Origin of the sequence: Halomonas sp. IOP_14 (assembly GCF_021021315.1) — a bacterium.
GTDB classification, from domain to species: Bacteria; Pseudomonadota; Gammaproteobacteria; order Pseudomonadales; family Halomonadaceae; genus Vreelandella; species Vreelandella titanicae.
Genome location: NZ_JAINWD010000006.1, coordinates 57,256 through 72,519 on the forward strand (window position 1 = coordinate 57,256; position 15,264 = coordinate 72,519).

Here is a 15,264-nt window from a genome sequence, read left to right on the forward strand (position 1 = left end):
ATTTCCGCCATCCATGGCGGTCAGATGACAAAAGTAGCGCCCATGGACGGGTTTACAGCGCCCCCGCAGAAGGCTGTGCCGATCCAGTCTCGAATTTTCAAGACAACAGTAGATTACCCTGCTGCTTCCAGCGGTTTACCAACGCTGGAACGCCTTCTCCAGCGGTGGTGTTAATTGCCAATACACCTGGCGGGCTGAGCATATCCGCCTCCGGGTCGACCAGTGCGCAGGGCGTGTCGTAGTCAATGTACGAGAGCAGCGAAGCGGCAGGCATGACTGCCAGCGACGTGCCAACGACCAGCAGAAAGTCAGCCTGGCTAACAAGGTCACAGGCCTCCGCAAACAGCGGCACCGACTCGCCAAACCAGACCACGTCGGGTCGCAGTTGGCTGCCCTTGTCGCACACGCTGCCCAGTTCTATGCCACCTTTCGGCAGCGGGTAGCGCATGCGCTCATCGATTGACGAACGTGCTTTTAAAATCTCGCCGTGCAGATGTAATACATGGCGAGAGCCTGCACGCTCGTGTAGGTCATCAATGTTCTGGGTAATGATACTGACGCTAAAGCCGTCTTGCTCCAGTGCAGCCAGCGCTTTATGGGCGGCGTTGGGCTTGGCGCGACGGATCTGCTCGCGGCGCTGATTATAGAAATCCAATACCTGCTGCGGATTGCGCTGCCACGCCTGGGGGGTCGCCACATCCTCGACCGGATGGTTCTCCCACAGGCCGTCGCTAGCGCGAAAGGTTTTAATCCCGCTCTCGGCGCTAATCCCCGAGCCGGTAAATACCACCAAATGCGGGCTTGCTGCCATGTTTACCTCGTCGTTTATGTTCCACTTTTTCTTAAGTAGAACACTAATATACTAGCTGGCCGATGTTGCCCGCAAAACGCTGCTTGTTACGGTAAGGATAAACATCGATGACGCGCCCATCGATGATGGCCTGCTGCAGTTCCAGCCAGTATTCCGGATCAAATAGCTCGGGGTGCTGCGCCATGAACATGTCGCGTAGGATCTTATTAGCGAACATAAAAGGCCCAAACTCCTCAGGAAAAATATCGTTAGGGCCGATAGATAACGTATCCCCCCCCTGGAAGTCATTGCCCTGGGATTTGGGTATATGCCGAAAACGGCACTCGGTGAGGTAGCAAACTTCATCGTAGTCGTAGAAGATCACCCTTCCATGGCGTGTCACGCCAAAATTTTTCAGCAGCATATCGCCAGGAAAGATGTTCGCCGCGGCCATTTGCTTAATGGCATTGCCGTAATCCTTAAGCACCGTCTCCTTCTCTTGGTCGCTGCACTGTTCCAGGTAGATGTTCAGCGGCGTCATCATCCGCTCGGTATAGCAGTGCTTGATAATCACCTTATCGTCTTTCAACACAACGGTTGAGGGAGCCACTTCCAGTAAGTGCTCCAGGCACTCCGGCGCAAAATGATCCTGGCGGACAATAAAATTGGAGAACTCTTGAGTATCAGCCATGCGCCCTACCCGGTCATGACGTTTCACTAGCCGATACTTTTCTCGCACTACGGCGTGGGTCACGTCTTTGGCCGGGTCGAATTTATCTTTAATGATCTTAAAGACGGTGCGAAAGCTGGGCAGTACAAACACCGCCATCACCATGCCGCGCACGCCTGGGGCGATAATAAACTGATCCTCGCGCTTAGCGACCTGACGATTCAGTGCCCGGAAAAACTCGGTTTTACCATGTTTGAAGAAGCCGATGGCAGCGTAGAGTTCGCCTTCCGGTTTGTGCGGCATCAGCTGCTGCAGGTAATCGACAAACTCCCTGGGTACCGCTACCTCAACTTGGAAGTAGGCGCGGGTGAAGGAGAAAATAATCGACACCTCGTCGGTTTCGATCAGTACCGTATCCAGGTGTAGGCAAGGGTCGCCCCCCTGCTGCTCACCAAACCCTTCGCCATGGAGTACCGGCAGCACCAGCGGCACCTGCTCGCCGCCGCCCAGGATTCGCCCCACCAAATAGGCGCCTTTATTGCGATAAAAGACGCTATTCAGTAGCTCGATTTCAGCATCACTGGCATTCAAAATCGCCGAGGGTAAGTGCTGCTGTAAGAAGGTGGCGCCGAGATGAGTATCCTGATCTATTTCCGCAAAGCGATTTTCGAAGGGGGCATCGATAAGTGCCCATTTGAGGGCAGCCTGCCAGTCGCCATTAACCTGTTTGCGACGGCATAGGTCAATTCCCGAGCGGTGGGCGGCATCTTCCCGGGAGCTATACACAAACATCCAGTCGTTGCGGATATGGCGATGATGGAAAATAGCGCAGAACAGCGAGTTAAAGAAGGTTTCAGCGAGCTCATAATCGAGTCGGTGGCTGATCAACTCAGCGTAGTGGTTGCGCGCCTCGCGCCAGCACTCGCAGTGAGACACCACCTCGGGATCAAAGGTACGCTTTAAGCGCCCCAGAGTGTCATCAATCTTTTCCTTATAGAGATTGATGCGCTCGGCGGATGCCTGCTGCGTTTCGCGCCACGCCGCGTCACGGAAACGACGGCTGGCATCGGCGGTAATCTCCTTAAAACGTGCACGGTACTCATCAAAGCCATGCAAAATCGTCGTCGCTAAGCGGTACGCAGGCGAGTGCTTCACGGGCTGGGCTCCTGTTGATTTGCGCTAGCGTTGCCTAACGGCAAACTACATGCGAGACGACCTTGGTTGGGTAGCCCCAGTTTAGCGCACTGCCGCAATACGTTTGAGCCGTAAGCAAAAAGGCCCCGCGGTGCGGTCAGCGATTAAAAAGCCAAGTTGGTGAATCTCGCTTGGCGTTACTGCCGGGGCGTCACTCAATAGCGTTCCCCGCCTCACCGCTTCAAAAGCATCCCATGAGAAGTACAGCGTCTCCCAGGCATCTTGAGAAGGCGTAAATTTCACTCGGTACGCTGAGGCATTGCCAAGGGAGGTGCTTTTCAAGCGCAGTTGATAGGTACGTCCGTCGCCCCGCACGGTCAGCTCTATGCCCTGGGCATCCGCTAGCGTTGGCTCGAACCCATTGGGCTCGCGGCGAACGGAGGCAAAGCCACCACCGTTTTCAAGCGACACCTCGCCCTGAAAGCGACCTACGCCATCGGTAACGCAAAAACCACTCTTTGAAACGCCACCCATCACGCCATCATCAACGGAGTACCAGCGCTGCTGCTCGCTGGGACTATCAAATGTCAACGCCATGACGACTCCTTATCATTAGCCAAAAAAGCCTCTTTGCCGCTGGGCAAAGAGGCTTGTTCAGCCTAGGCGATTAGTCTTGTGAATTACAGCTTCGCTGTCGTGACCACAGGATCTGAGTCAATATCATCCAGATCTTCAGGTGACGCGACCACCAACGCAAACTCCTCCTCGGCGGTTTTCGCTACGAGGTGATTCTTGCTGTAGAGGAAGAAGTAAGCTGCGCCAACAATGAACAGCACGATAGTGTAGTTAAAGGCGCGTGGGTCGAAGGCGTATACCCCGGTGAGCGCAACCAGGGAAAGCACCAGTGCAATCCCCGAGGTAACGACACCGCCAGGCGTTTTATACGGACGCGGCAGGTCGGGTTGTTTTACCCGCAGTAGAATATGGCTGAGTGCCATGAGCGCATAAGAGATCGTCGCACCGACCACGGCCATGCCCAGCATCAGGTCGCCTTCACCGCTCAACGACACCAGAAAGCCAAACACGCCGGGCACGATCAGGGCAAGATAAGGCACTTTACGGCCACTGGTCAGCGACAGCGCCTTGGGGAGGTACCCCGCCCGTGAAAGCGCAAAGACCAACCGGCTATAGCCGTAGATGATCGAAAAGAAGGAAGCAATCAGCCCCGCCAAACCCAGTACGTTCACCACGGTTGCCAGGGTCGGATTACCTGCTGCATTCAGCGCATCTACCAGCGGCACGCCGCTTTGACCGATCATCTCGGCGCCCGCGGCACCGGCCAGCAGCACCACGACCAACAGCGCTGTGAACAGCAGAAACAGCATCGCGCCGATAATGCCTTTGGGCATGTCCCGGGCGGGGTCTTTAGCCTCTTCGGCCGCCAGCGGTACGCCTTCCACCGCCAGGAACAGCCACATACCAAAGGGTAGTGCCGCCCAGACGCCGTACCAGCCAAAGGGCATAAAGGTGCTCGCACCCGCTGCATCGGTGGGGGCAATATCGAACAGGTTGGCGGCGTCAAAATCTCCGATCAGGGCGACCGCGGTGGCCAGGATGGCAAACACGGCCAAGCCACTGATGACCATCATGACTTTTAGCGCTTCCCCCACACCCGCCAAGTGAATGCCGATGAACAGCGCGTAGAAAATGAGGTAGACCAGCGGGCCGTTGATACCCAGCAACGACTCTACGGCGGCGCCAATGAAGATCACAATGGCCGCTGGCGCCAGGGCATACTCGATCAATACGGCCAACCCGGTCAGATAGCCGCCAGCAGGCCCCATTGCCTGGCGGGCAAAGCTGTATCCGCCCCCAGCCGCGGGTATCGCCGCCGACATTTCGGCAAGTGACAGCACCAGCGCCAGATACATTAACGCCATCAGACACGCGGCTATTGCAAAGCCACCCCAGCCAGCTTCAGCAATACCAAAGTTCCACCCGGCGAAATCACCGGAAATTACGTAGGAAACCCCAAGGCCCGCCAGCAACATCCAGCCAGCGGTGCCTTTGCGCAGTTGGCGTTTTGCCAGATACGCCTGATCTATCGTTGGTTGTGTCATCGTTTTGCCCTTTAAGTGTGGAACGAAATCGTCGTCAGCGGCGTGCTGTGGTTTACCAACGTTGTTCCGTTTTGTTGTGTGATCGTTGTTATAGGGTGTCGCTTGTTAGGTGACGTTAATCTGCCACCAGGAAGTTACGCGTCGAACCTGATGCGGAGTCTCCTTCTAGCACATCGTCTTCACTGCGGTCTTTCAACTTAACGCCCGACAATTTGCGCTGGCGGGCCTCTTTTAACAGCAGAAAGAAGCGTCTGGCGGCCTCCTCCACTTGCAAACCTGCCGGACGCACATTGGAAATGCAGTTGCGCCGGTCGTCCCTTAATCCAGGTTCGGGCGCCCAGGTCATGTAAAGCCCCAGGCTATCCGGCGAGCTTAGCCCCGGTCGTTCGCCGATCATGACGAGCACGGCGTCGGCATTGAGCAGGGCGCCAATTTCGTCGCCAATCGCTACCCGCCCCTGCTCCACAATGGTCAGCGGCGCTAGCTGCCAGTCGGCAGCATCGCCGCTCAGCATCTGATAAAGCGCGCCAAGAAACGGAGCACTGTTTTGCTGTACAGCCAACGCCGAAAGCCCATCGACCACAACAATCGCAAGGTCATAACGCTGCTGAGACGCGGCGGTTTTCTGGAGGTGCTCACGGGCTTCGTCGTTAAGGCGACGGCCATAGTCGGGCCGCTGCAGGTACGTGGCACGATCCTGGGCATGGCTGTGCAAGCGTAGCGGTGTCTCAGTCAAACTCAGGGTTTGGGACAGCTCGGTAGAAAGCGCTTCCACATCCAGCGGACAGTGAACCGCATCCTGTGCTTGGGCGTGAGCCAACTGAAATGCCAGCAACTTGCTGGTCGGCAGGCTGACCCCAGCGCGCCCCAGGCCAATTCGCGCGTCGGTAAAGGCATTCAGCCGCTCCCAGGGGTTCTCCACCACGATGGGGGATGATGGATCATGTGCCATGGCGCGGCTCCTTGGGGAGGTGGTACAGACTTTTGGCAAAGGCGGCCGGAAGCTGGTCATTGAGCCGGTGGGTGCTGACATCCTGGAAAATCTTCATCTCTTCGAGCCAGCGCTCGAACTCCGGCGCAGCCTTCAGCCCCAGTACCCGCCGTGCATAGAGCGCATCGTGAAAGGAAGTAGTCTGGTAATTGAGCATGATGTCGTCGGAGCCGGGGATACCCATGATGAAATTGCAGCCCGCCACGCCGAGTAGCGTGAGCAGGTTATCCATATCATTCTGATCGGCTTCGGCATGATTGGTGTAGCAGACATCGCAGCCCATGGGCACGCCCAACAGCTTGCCGCAGAAGTGGTCTTCAAGGCCTGCACGGGTGATCTCCTTGCCGTCGAACAGGTACTCCGGACCGATAAAACCCACCACAGTGTTCACTAACAAAGGCTTGAACTTGCGTGCGACGGCGTAGGCGCGAGCTTCGCAGGTTTGCTGGTCGAGCCCGTGGTGAGCGTCGGCAGAGAGCGAGCTGCCCTGGCCGGTTTCGAAATACATGACGTTGCGCCCCACCGTACCGCGATTGAGCGACTGTGCCGCTGCTTCAGCTTCGGCGAGAGTACTCAAGTCAAAGCCAAAGCTGCGGTTGGTGGCCTCAGTGCCGCCGATCGACTGGAAGACCAGATCCACCGGGGCGCCCTGCTCGATCGCTTCCAGCGTATTCGTTACATGGGTAAGCACACAGGACTGGGTGGGGATTTGATACTTCTGGATCACTTCATCCATCAAGCGCATCAGCTTGACGCTCTGAGCGACGTTATCCGTCGCGGGGTTGATGCCAATCACCGCGTCGCCGCTGCCATAGAGCAGGCCATCCAGAATGCTGGCCGCAATACCGGTCACATCATCGGTGGGGTGATTTGGCTGGAGCCGCGTTGAAAGCCGCCCCGGCAGACCAATCGTATTACGAAAGGCGGTGGTGACCCGACACTTTTTGGCCACCAGAATCAAATCCTGATTGCGCATCAGCTTGCTGACGGCAGCGGCCATTTCGGGGGTAATCCCCGCTTTTACTTCTGCTAACACCTCACTGGTAGCGTGGTCGGAGAGCAGCCAGTTACGAAAATCGCCGACGGTGAGGTGACGGAGGGGAGCGAAAGCGTCGGCGTCATGGTCATCGATAATCAGCCGAGTGATTTCATCCTCTTCGTAGGGGATCAAGACCTCGTTCAAAAAGGTGGTGAGCGGGAGTTCAGCCAATACCATCTGAGCGACCACGCGCTCTTCAGCGCTCTCCGCCATTACTCCGGCCAAACGGTCGCCGGAACGGGGCGGTGTGGCTTTAGCCATTAGCTCTGCCAGGCTTGCAAAGCGATAGCTGCGGCTCCCCACCGTCGTGTGATAGGTCTGCGTCATGGGGCCTTCCTTTTTTATATTTCAATTTCTACGTATATTTCAGACACAGCGTCACGGCATGCGCGTTGAGGTATAAAACTTGCTTGTTTCTACCATAGCGCTATCACTAGAAAGGGAGTATCGAGTTTTGGCAAACCCTTCAATATTTAATAAATTCAAATAAATACAAAAAGTTAAGGCGTTAACCAGGCAGTATTGGGCGCGTATTACGTCTCGAGGAGATACCCATGACCACGCTCGACAGCGCATTTGCACCAAAAAGATGCGTCCAGGAAGCGTTTGATGCTGATGAGCACGCGCAAAACCTGACGCGTTGGCAACAGGAGTACGACCAGCTCAGTCCTGGCAGTTTCTATGGTCGCCTGGATGAAGTGGCATTAGAGACGATGCAGGTGTTTAAGGAGTACACCGGGCAAGCGCTACGCCAGGACTGTCGGGTATGGCCAAATTCGCTGTGGATTGGGATTCCCACTACTCGTCAAGGCACGCGTATCAATGGTCAAACGCTTAGCGCGGGCGAGGTGATGTGCCGCCCCGGCGGGCGGGATTTTGAACTGGTTACCCCACAGGCCTTCGATATATATGGGCTGGTGATCCAGTTGCCCGCATTGACCGCGGCGGCTAAACGGCAGGGGGTGCGCCTGGATAAACGCTGGCAAGTAAAGCCGCGTCGGCAAGCGGCTGGCGAAACGCTCAATGCGGTGTCATTTCTTATTGAACGTCTCCTCACCAGCCAGACCTTGGCGATCGCTAGCCATATTCATCAAGACATTCTGCTGATGGCGTTACTCGAACTGCTGCAGGGCGAGCAGCCTGGAGCAGAGCTGCCACCCAGTTACACTCATCGTAAGGAAGTGGTAGACCGGGTTAAACGCTATGTTGATGAGCACTTGGATGGCCCGGTGACGATGGAGGAGCTTTGTCAGCTCACTCACGTTAGCCGCCGCACCCTGCAGTACAGCTTTACCACCATCCTGGGCATCAGCCCGCTGCAGTTTTTACGCCTGACCCGGCTGAACCGCGTGCGCCGGGCGCTGCGGACGGCATCTCCGCAACAATCGGTCACGGAAATAGCCACCTACTGGGGTTTTTGGCACTTGGGACAGTTCGCCCACGACTACAAGCAGCAGTTCGGAGAGAGCCCATCGCAAACGCTCAGTGCGAAAACGTTATGAGCGAGTCAGTGAATAGCGGCAAATACAAGCCAGCCTCTCAGCCGGCCTGATTAAATGCGAGAGTAGCTAAAAAAGAGCGTCTGCCTAGTTAAAGGTTGGGAGGTGCTTGGATTCACGGCCTGGCAGACCACAGTCAAACCAACTGTGATGTGCCTTGCTGTCTTCCCAAATGTGGTAGTGCAGTTGCGACATCATCACCGGGTCATCTAGAAAATCCAAACGCTCCAGCTTACTCATTGCCGCAGGCCCCATCCTGACTCCGCGTGCAACCCGCTCGGCCCGACGTTGGCGTATTGGCTCGGCATCGGTATGCCGTGATGTGCCTAAAGCAGTAGCTAACGCATTCGGCACAGGATCTACCACCATTTGGGCAAAAGACGGCGCCGCCATTCCGGTATTCATGTGGGAAAGCAACCTCACCATGCGCCGCAGCACACGGGGCGGCTGTGTTTCTTCGGGGATCCGGAAAAGCCGCTTTTGAAAGCAGAACCACCCTAACGAGACACGGCTCGACAGTGCCGATACCGGGATAGACAGCATCAAAGCGACGACGATGGGCGAGAGCCACCACAGAAATGTAGGCTCCATAACGTAAACACCCGCTGCCCACACAGCCCCTATTAGGGTTTGACTCCAATGTGCGCGGAATGCATCCCCCCACGTCGTGTCGCTATTTTCACGTGATGGTGAGCGCCATTGAACCGCCCACCCCATCAATGACGTCAGTACAAAGCGGGTGTGAAACAGCATCCTTACCGGCGCTAATAGCATCGAGAATAGCGACTCGAGAATCATACTTTCCAATACCTTGAGAGGCCCGCCAAATTGACGACTCCCCTGTATCCACACCAGCAATACGCTGAGTAGCTTAGGCAAGAACAGCAGTAACGCCGTCACACCAAACAACCCCACCGCTAAGGTTGGATTCCATTGTGGCCAAACAGGAAACAACATTCCCGGCTCAGGAAAGTAGTCGGGCGTGCTAAAGGTATGCACTGCTAAAAGCGCGGTCGAAAGCACTAAAAAAAGACACCATAGCGGCGCGGAAAGATAAGACATTAAACCGGTCAGGAAAACGGCACGGTGGACGGGGTGGATGCCTTGCGAGAAAAACAGCCGGAAGTTCATCAAATTTCCGTGGCACCAGCGTCTGTCGCGATTGAGTTCATCGAGCAGGTTAGGTGGCATTTCTTCAAAGCTGCCTTCCAATTTGTAGGCAATCCATACCCCCCAACCGGCTCGCCGCATCAGCGCCGCCTCAACAAAATCATGGGATAGTATCTCCCCAGACATCGAGCCTTTACCGGGCAGTGGCGCCAGGATGCAGTGCTGCATAAACGGGGCGAGGCGAATGATCGCGTTATGGCCCCAGTAATGCGACTCACCCAATTGCCAAAAATGGAGCCCGGCAGTAAACAGCGGTCCATACACTCGTGTCGCAAACTGTTGCATCCGAGCGTACAGATTGAGGCGCCCCGAAGCGCGTGGCGCTGTTTGGATAATGCCGACCCTGGAGTGCACCTCCATCATTTGCACCAGTCGCGTCAGGCATTTGCCGCTCATGACACTATCGGCGTCCAACACCACCATATAACGATAGAGCGCCCCCCAGCGGCGGCAAAAATCGTCAAGATTACCGCTCTTGCGTTTGACTCGACGCTGGCGGCGGCGATAGAAAACCTGACCGAAAGCATCCAGATCACGACACAACACCAGCCAGGCATAGGTTTCTTGAATGGCAATATCGGGGTCGGACGTATCGCTCAGAATAAAGATGTCGAAATGCCGGTCATTACCCGTACTGCGCAGGGATTCCAGGGTGGCGCGCACCCCGGCAAAGACCCTGGCAACATCCTCGTTACAGATTGGCACCAATAGTGCTGTGCGTGCCTCATCATCAATCGGCTCGTCGCCCACCTCGTTGTCAATGGCGTAGCGGTCATGGCTTCGTAATAGCTGGAAAAACCCCATCAAGGCAGTCCAAAACCCGGCGGATACCCAGGCGAATAGCAACACAAATAACGACAGGATAGCTATCTCAAGCCACTGCAGGCCCTGGCCAGGGAGGACGGTACGCATCTGATTGGCAGCGATGATACTTTGACCGAAAATCAGCACTAGCAAAACCCAGCGTCGCCTAGTGGCGACCCACTTCCAGGACGCGGAGGGTGACTCTCTTCTGCGCCGACGAAAATCACCATTTGCCCAGCGCTTGAAGCGGCGACCAATATTCACGAAAGGATTGGTCGACCACTGCTGGGGCGCCAACGGCGTTCGCTTCATCGGTGGCGCAGTTTGCAGGCGGGTAATACCGGAGGTGTCCGTAGACAGCACGTCTGGCGGCGCTAGCGGCGGCTCTGCATAGGCAAGCGCCAGGCGCCGACCTACTGACAGCGCTGCAGGATCACTATTGTCACCTCTCTGCCAATTACCATCCCCATCACTATCCTCGCTCAACGCAGCGTGTAGCGACGCCATGTCGTGCTTATCAAGATCACCGACCAGTAACTTGTAGCGCTCCTTACGATTCTGGGTCTCCAACGCCAAGCGCTCTAAATAAATATCCGTTGGCGTTGCCTGCGATGAAGACATCATTTCAGCCATTAGCAGGCAGCCTATAGTACCAGGTTTCGGACATTTGCTTGCCATCGAGCATTAGCTTGGCCCTGATATCCAAGGGCTGGCTGCCATTATTCCGCTTCACATTGACAAATACACGCCAACCGTTGGTCGCTGGGTTATGAACAACGCGGCTAGTCGCCAATTCTCCATTATCGCCCACGCTTGCCTCAACGGTCATATTTGCATCGCTGCCGATACCGGAAAGCGAGGGCCCGATAAAATCGAGGACAAAAGCGAGTGTCCCGTCGGGCTCGCGCACCAGGTTATCGCGCATCACCTCTCCCCGTGAGCGACGTGTTTCTTCAACCCAGGCAAGCTGAGGATCAAGGTGGCGGCTTTCATTGGTTGTGAACGTAATACGGTAATCGAATGCCAGCGGTGTTCCCGGCTCATGGGGTTCATCAGACAGCCACATCGAGACGATATTATCGTTGGTCTCGTTGTCAGTCGGAATCTGAATCAGCTCAACGCTACCCGCTCCCCATTCGTTTTGTGGCTCGACCCAGGCGCTTGGGCGCAGATCATAACGTGCGGCAATATCCTGATAATCGCTAAAATTGTGGCCACGCTGCATCAAGCCATAACCGCGTAACTGAGGTGTTGCATGCCTATTCATCATCAATCTGGCCGGATTGGCTAGCGGGCGCCACAGCCAGCCATTCTGCGCATCATTGATCAAAAGGCCATTAGAATCATGGATTGCCGGGATATAGTGTTGTGTCGAAGAGGGCTGCTCTGGGCCGTAAAGATACATGCTGGTGAGTGGAGCTATCCCTAGTTTCTCGACAGCCCGACGCAAATATAACCGCGACTGTACGTCGACTATAGTGTCTTCTCCGGGACGCAGCACGAAGCGGTATGCACCGGTCACGCTAGGTGAGTCAAGCAGTGCGAAAATAGTCAAGTACTGGCTTTCCGGGCCAGGTTCGACGATCCATATTTCCTTGAAGCGAGGGAACTCCTCGCCCGAAGGTAGCCCTGTATCAACGGCAAGTCCTCGCCCGGAAAGCCCATAAACCTGCCCTTCGCCAATAGCGCGAAAATAGCTAGCCCCCAGAAAGACCATCACCTCATCTTTGCGATCACCTTCATTGAGTGCATGGTTGATCCTGACCCCGGCAATACCAATGCCATCGCTATTCTTCACTTCGTCGGAGATGCCTAAATCACCGTAGGTAAAATCATCCGGATTATAGGCAAAGCCATGTACCCCCCCCTCCTGATCAACGCTGTTTAATTGGATGGCACTGTCATAATGCATACCCTCATGGATAAAGCTCAGGGTGAACGGTGCGCCTTTACCGCTCCACACATCGCGATCTCGCTTGAACTGTATTTGCGAATACTCCATATAGCTGAGTTCGCGCAGCTCATCAGGCAAAGATGTTTCCGGGGCTCGGTAGCCCTGCTGGGCTAGTTCCTCTGCTTTTCTAGCGACATCATCGAAGCCAAATGCAAAAGCCTCAAGAGGGATGCTTCCAACCAGCAGGCCACCCAGAACGGCGACTGAAAAAAAACCTTTGCAGCTTGAAAATTTACTTAACCGGGTCGATCCACTCATTTAGCGTCATGCTCCTGTACAATCCTTTGACTAAATTCAAATTCGCTTACTTGCCGAATCGACATACGAAAGAGTCCATTCGATCAGCTAAATGCGTCCTTTTGATTTTCTCACCATCCTAAAGCGCGCACCTCGAGCGTATGTGAAGATGAGGTTACGTTTTAGGTATAGCATGAGTCTAGACTACTTGGCACCCCGACTAACCGGGCTTTTTGAAAGGGTTGAGGCTAAAATTAGAATGGGCTCGATTCGTTGAACCGGGAGAACAGGCGCTACCTTAAGCTTATTGTCTATTATAGATAGCAGTTTGGTGGGCGCCCTTCAAAAACGCTCAATGCAAAAACGACCTACTCACCTAGCGCAGCCAGCGCTGGGCAAACTCTTTAGCTGCCAATGGCCGATCAAAGTAGTAGCCTTGGCCCTGGGCACAGCCCATTGCAAGCAATGCGTTAATCTGGTTTTGGTTCTCAATCCCTTCCGCAATGGTTTCAAGGCCCAGCGTGTTTGCCATGGCAATGATCGTTGCCACAATGACACGGTCGTTGTCGCTGGTGAGCATATCGCGGACGAAGGAGATATCGATTTTAATTTTATCGGCGGCGAAGCGCTTTAGGTAGGCAAGCGACGAATACCCGGTGCCAAAGTCATCAATGGAAAGCCCTAACCCTTTGCTCTTTAACACTTCGGTCATAGCAATCGCTTTTTCAGGATTCTCCATGATACCGCTTTCGGTAATTTCCAGGCTAAGTTGTGACGCCTCAACGCCAAAGTCGACACAGCAACCGAGCAGGCCAGTCACCAAATCATCCTCTTCAAACTGCTGGGCGGCAATATTAATCGCTAACTGGCCAGGCATAGAGCGCCCCTGCTCTCGCCATGCGGCAAGTTGCCTGCAGGCTTCCTCTATCACCCAACTGCCGAGCGCGACAATCATGCCGCGCTCCTCGGCAATAGGAATAAATTTACCCGGTGAAACGTCACCCAGTTCCTCATCGTGCCACCGACACAGCGCCTCAGCGCCAATTAACTGGCCGGTGTGCAAATCTACCTGGGGCTGAAAGTGCAGGCTCAGCTGTTTTTCGGCAATGGCGGACGCCAGGCGTTTGGCGATATGCAACTGTTCAGCCACAACGCGCCCCATCCAGGGTTCAAATACACATACGGGAAGCTTTTGCCGCTTGGCTTGATGCATGGCAATGTCGGCGTGTTTCAACAGCTCTAATGGCATTGCCGCATGCTGAGGATATAGCGCCAGACCGATTCCCACAGAAAGCTCAAAGGAGTGTTGCTCAACAATAAACGGTTGCGCGATGCTGTCGCACAATTGCTGAGCTGTGGCTAACGCGCTGCTTGCCTCAACACCAGGGCAAACCACCACAAACTCATCACCAGCTAAGCGTGCTAAATACTGTCCCTCCGTCAACGAAGCTGCAAAGCGCTCGGCCACGGCCTTTAGGACTAAATCGCCCAGGTCATGCCCAGCGGTATCATTGATCTCTTTGAAATGATTAAGATCCAGTAGCAATAGCGCCAATTCAGTGGTCTGCGTATCGGCGACCACTCGCTCTAAGTGGCGCATAAAGGCAGCACGGTTGGGCAATTGAGTCCCCGAATCAGAAAAAGCCAATTGGCGAATGCGTACTTCGTCTTGTTGGCGTTCAAGCTCTGAAGCGGCCCGCGCAGCAAATATCTGCAAGACATTGCGCACAACATCCACATCGTCCAGCGGCTTCTTAAACATGACGCCAATAAGCCCCATCGGCTGACCATGGCTATCATCCAGCCGCCGCCCAACATAGCCGTTTACCCACGAAAGCGCCCCGTTGGTTTCAGCAGGCAGCCTAATGGCGGCGCCCTCGTGAACGATACACTCTTGCTCCACCATTACCTTATGGCAAGGAACGCCGGGAAGATAATAAGCAAAATTATCCTGGCACTGACCATTTACATACAGCGTTAAGGTATGCGCGATATCGGAATCCTGCTCGTCCAGTAGCGCTATAAACCCCACTTCAGCGGATAACGCTTCGGCCATATGGGCGGTTAGCCGGCGCAGAAACGCTTCGCCATTCTCAGCTGAGACCGCAGTTGCCAAGCTAACAACGGCGTGTTGAAAGCGTTGCTGCTCATTAATGGTGTTGATCAGGGCGGTGTTGTGTCGACCAATGCGCTGCAACGCCTGCTGTTTATATAACAGACGTTCGCGCGTTTGGCTTTCTGCTAACTGACGCGCCAACTCTGCGCCAGCCAACGCCGCAGAGATACGTAACACTTCATCGGCATAAGAAGGAAGCTCCAGGACGGATGAGTGCATTAGCGCAATAGCCCCCAAAAAGCCGCCACCAGGCGCTGCGATGGAGATACCCAAATACCCCTCAACGCTCAGGGAGTCCAGCCGCTGATCATCCGGGAACTGCTGACGAGCAGAAGCAGGCACAAACAACCGTGAGTGTTCCGCGACCTGTTGGCATGGCGTGCTTTGTAGTGAATACGGAGCTGTCTCAATGAACTCACCCTGAGACCACGCTGCCAATGTGCTCACAGTGCCCTGGCGGCTATCGACATATTCAACAACGGCATGATCAACGCCAAGGATACCCGTCAGGGATCGCACAAGGTGTTGAAAAAAGCCCTCTTCACTGACGCAGGTCAACTTATCCGCCAACTGTCGAAAAATCTCTGGTGCAGAAGTAGGGAGCATGTTATTAAGCGCCTTCGGATTTACACATCAAGCTTCTCTCCCGCTCTTGCTGAACAGTATTTAAAAAAAACGCACCGATCCGCCGCATAAACGCCATTCGGTAACCGATCAACGACTAAAGTTTATAAACGCCT

General features: G+C 54.9%; 10 protein-coding genes. 1 reads left to right on the forward strand and 9 read right to left on the reverse strand.

Features of this window, described 5'->3' with window-relative positions:
- Positions 1 to 97: 97 nt before the first annotated feature.
- The 6 genes from K7H09_RS06120 to K7H09_RS06145 form a co-directional block, all read right to left on the reverse strand.
- Positions 98 to 811, reverse strand: coding sequence for an SIR2 family NAD-dependent protein deacylase (locus K7H09_RS06120; protein WP_159176029.1), 714 nt, complete (start codon positions 809 to 811; stop codon positions 98 to 100).
- Positions 812 to 854: 43 nt separating this feature from the next.
- Positions 855 to 2,615 carry a bifunctional isocitrate dehydrogenase kinase/phosphatase gene (gene aceK, locus K7H09_RS06125; RefSeq protein WP_159176028.1) on the reverse strand — a complete coding sequence of 587 codons (1,761 nt, stop codon included), beginning with the start codon at positions 2,613 to 2,615 and terminating at the stop codon, positions 855 to 857.
- Between the two features lie 81 nt (positions 2,616 to 2,696).
- Positions 2,697 to 3,191 carry a CIA30 family protein gene (locus K7H09_RS06130; RefSeq protein WP_022520108.1) on the reverse strand — a complete coding sequence of 165 codons (495 nt, stop codon included), beginning with the start codon at positions 3,189 to 3,191 and terminating at the stop codon, positions 2,697 to 2,699.
- Between the two features lie 83 nt (positions 3,192 to 3,274).
- Positions 3,275 to 4,714 (reverse strand): ethanolamine permease, encoded by a 1,440-nt coding sequence (gene eat / locus K7H09_RS06135; RefSeq protein ID WP_027957819.1) that lies wholly within the window; start codon positions 4,712 to 4,714, stop codon positions 3,275 to 3,277.
- Positions 4,715 to 4,829: 115 nt separating this feature from the next.
- Entirely contained in the window at positions 4,830 to 5,666 is an 837-nt protein-coding gene (gene eutC, locus K7H09_RS06140; RefSeq protein WP_138800451.1) for an ethanolamine ammonia-lyase subunit EutC, read from the reverse strand.
- Complete coding sequence (locus K7H09_RS06145; RefSeq protein ID WP_230804127.1) at positions 5,656 to 7,071, reverse strand: ethanolamine ammonia-lyase subunit EutB; 1,416 nt, start codon at positions 7,069 to 7,071, stop codon at positions 5,656 to 5,658. Before K7H09_RS06145 ends, eutC begins: the two co-directional genes overlap by 11 nt.
- Before the next feature lie 227 nt (positions 7,072 to 7,298).
- Here K7H09_RS06145 and K7H09_RS06150 point away from each other — a divergent pair, with 227 nt between their 5' ends.
- Positions 7,299 to 8,246, forward strand: coding sequence for a helix-turn-helix domain-containing protein (locus K7H09_RS06150; protein WP_138800449.1), 948 nt, complete (start codon positions 7,299 to 7,301; stop codon positions 8,244 to 8,246).
- An 84-nt stretch (positions 8,247 to 8,330) separates the two neighbouring features.
- Here K7H09_RS06150 and mdoH read toward each other — a convergent pair whose 3' ends face one another.
- From mdoH to K7H09_RS06165, 3 genes are all read right to left on the reverse strand, one after another.
- Positions 8,331 to 10,850, reverse strand: a complete 2,520-nt coding sequence (mdoH, locus tag K7H09_RS06155; protein WP_230804128.1) for a glucans biosynthesis glucosyltransferase MdoH — start codon at positions 10,848 to 10,850, stop codon at positions 8,331 to 8,333.
- Positions 10,843 to 12,429, reverse strand: coding sequence for a glucan biosynthesis protein G (locus K7H09_RS06160; protein WP_051052184.1), 1,587 nt, complete (start codon positions 12,427 to 12,429; stop codon positions 10,843 to 10,845). Before K7H09_RS06160 ends, mdoH begins: the two co-directional genes overlap by 8 nt.
- 355 nt (positions 12,430 to 12,784) lie before the next feature.
- A complete protein-coding gene (locus tag K7H09_RS06165; RefSeq protein ID WP_230804129.1) occupies positions 12,785 to 15,130 on the reverse strand; it encodes a putative bifunctional diguanylate cyclase/phosphodiesterase in 2,346 nt (781 codons plus the stop codon).
- Between the last annotated feature and the right edge of the window lie 134 nt (positions 15,131 to 15,264).

What these genes read in the sequence shown, in the direction of transcription:
- eat (WP_027957819.1), bottom strand. Translation starts at nt 4,714, where the DNA reads ATGACACAACCAACGATAGATCAGGCGTATCTGGCAAAACGCCAACTG.
- mdoH (WP_230804128.1), bottom strand. Translation starts at nt 10,850, where the DNA reads ATGGCTGAAATGATGTCTTCATCGCAGGCAACGCCAACGGATATTTAT.
- K7H09_RS06130 (WP_022520108.1), bottom strand. Translation starts at nt 3,191, where the DNA reads ATGGCGTTGACATTTGATAGTCCCAGCGAGCAGCAGCGCTGGTACTCC.
- K7H09_RS06160 (WP_051052184.1), bottom strand. Translation starts at nt 12,429, where the DNA reads ATGAGTGGATCGACCCGGTTAAGTAAATTTTCAAGCTGCAAAGGTTTT.
- K7H09_RS06150 (WP_138800449.1), top strand. Translation starts at nt 7,299, where the DNA reads ATGACCACGCTCGACAGCGCATTTGCACCAAAAAGATGCGTCCAGGAA.
- K7H09_RS06165 (WP_230804129.1), bottom strand. Translation starts at nt 15,130, where the DNA reads ATGCTCCCTACTTCTGCACCAGAGATTTTTCGACAGTTGGCGGATAAG.
- K7H09_RS06145 (WP_230804127.1), bottom strand. Translation starts at nt 7,071, where the DNA reads ATGACGCAGACCTATCACACGACGGTGGGGAGCCGCAGCTATCGCTTT.
- eutC (WP_138800451.1), bottom strand. Translation starts at nt 5,666, where the DNA reads ATGGCACATGATCCATCATCCCCCATCGTGGTGGAGAACCCCTGGGAG.
- K7H09_RS06120 (WP_159176029.1), bottom strand. Translation starts at nt 811, where the DNA reads ATGGCAGCAAGCCCGCATTTGGTGGTATTTACCGGCTCGGGGATTAGC.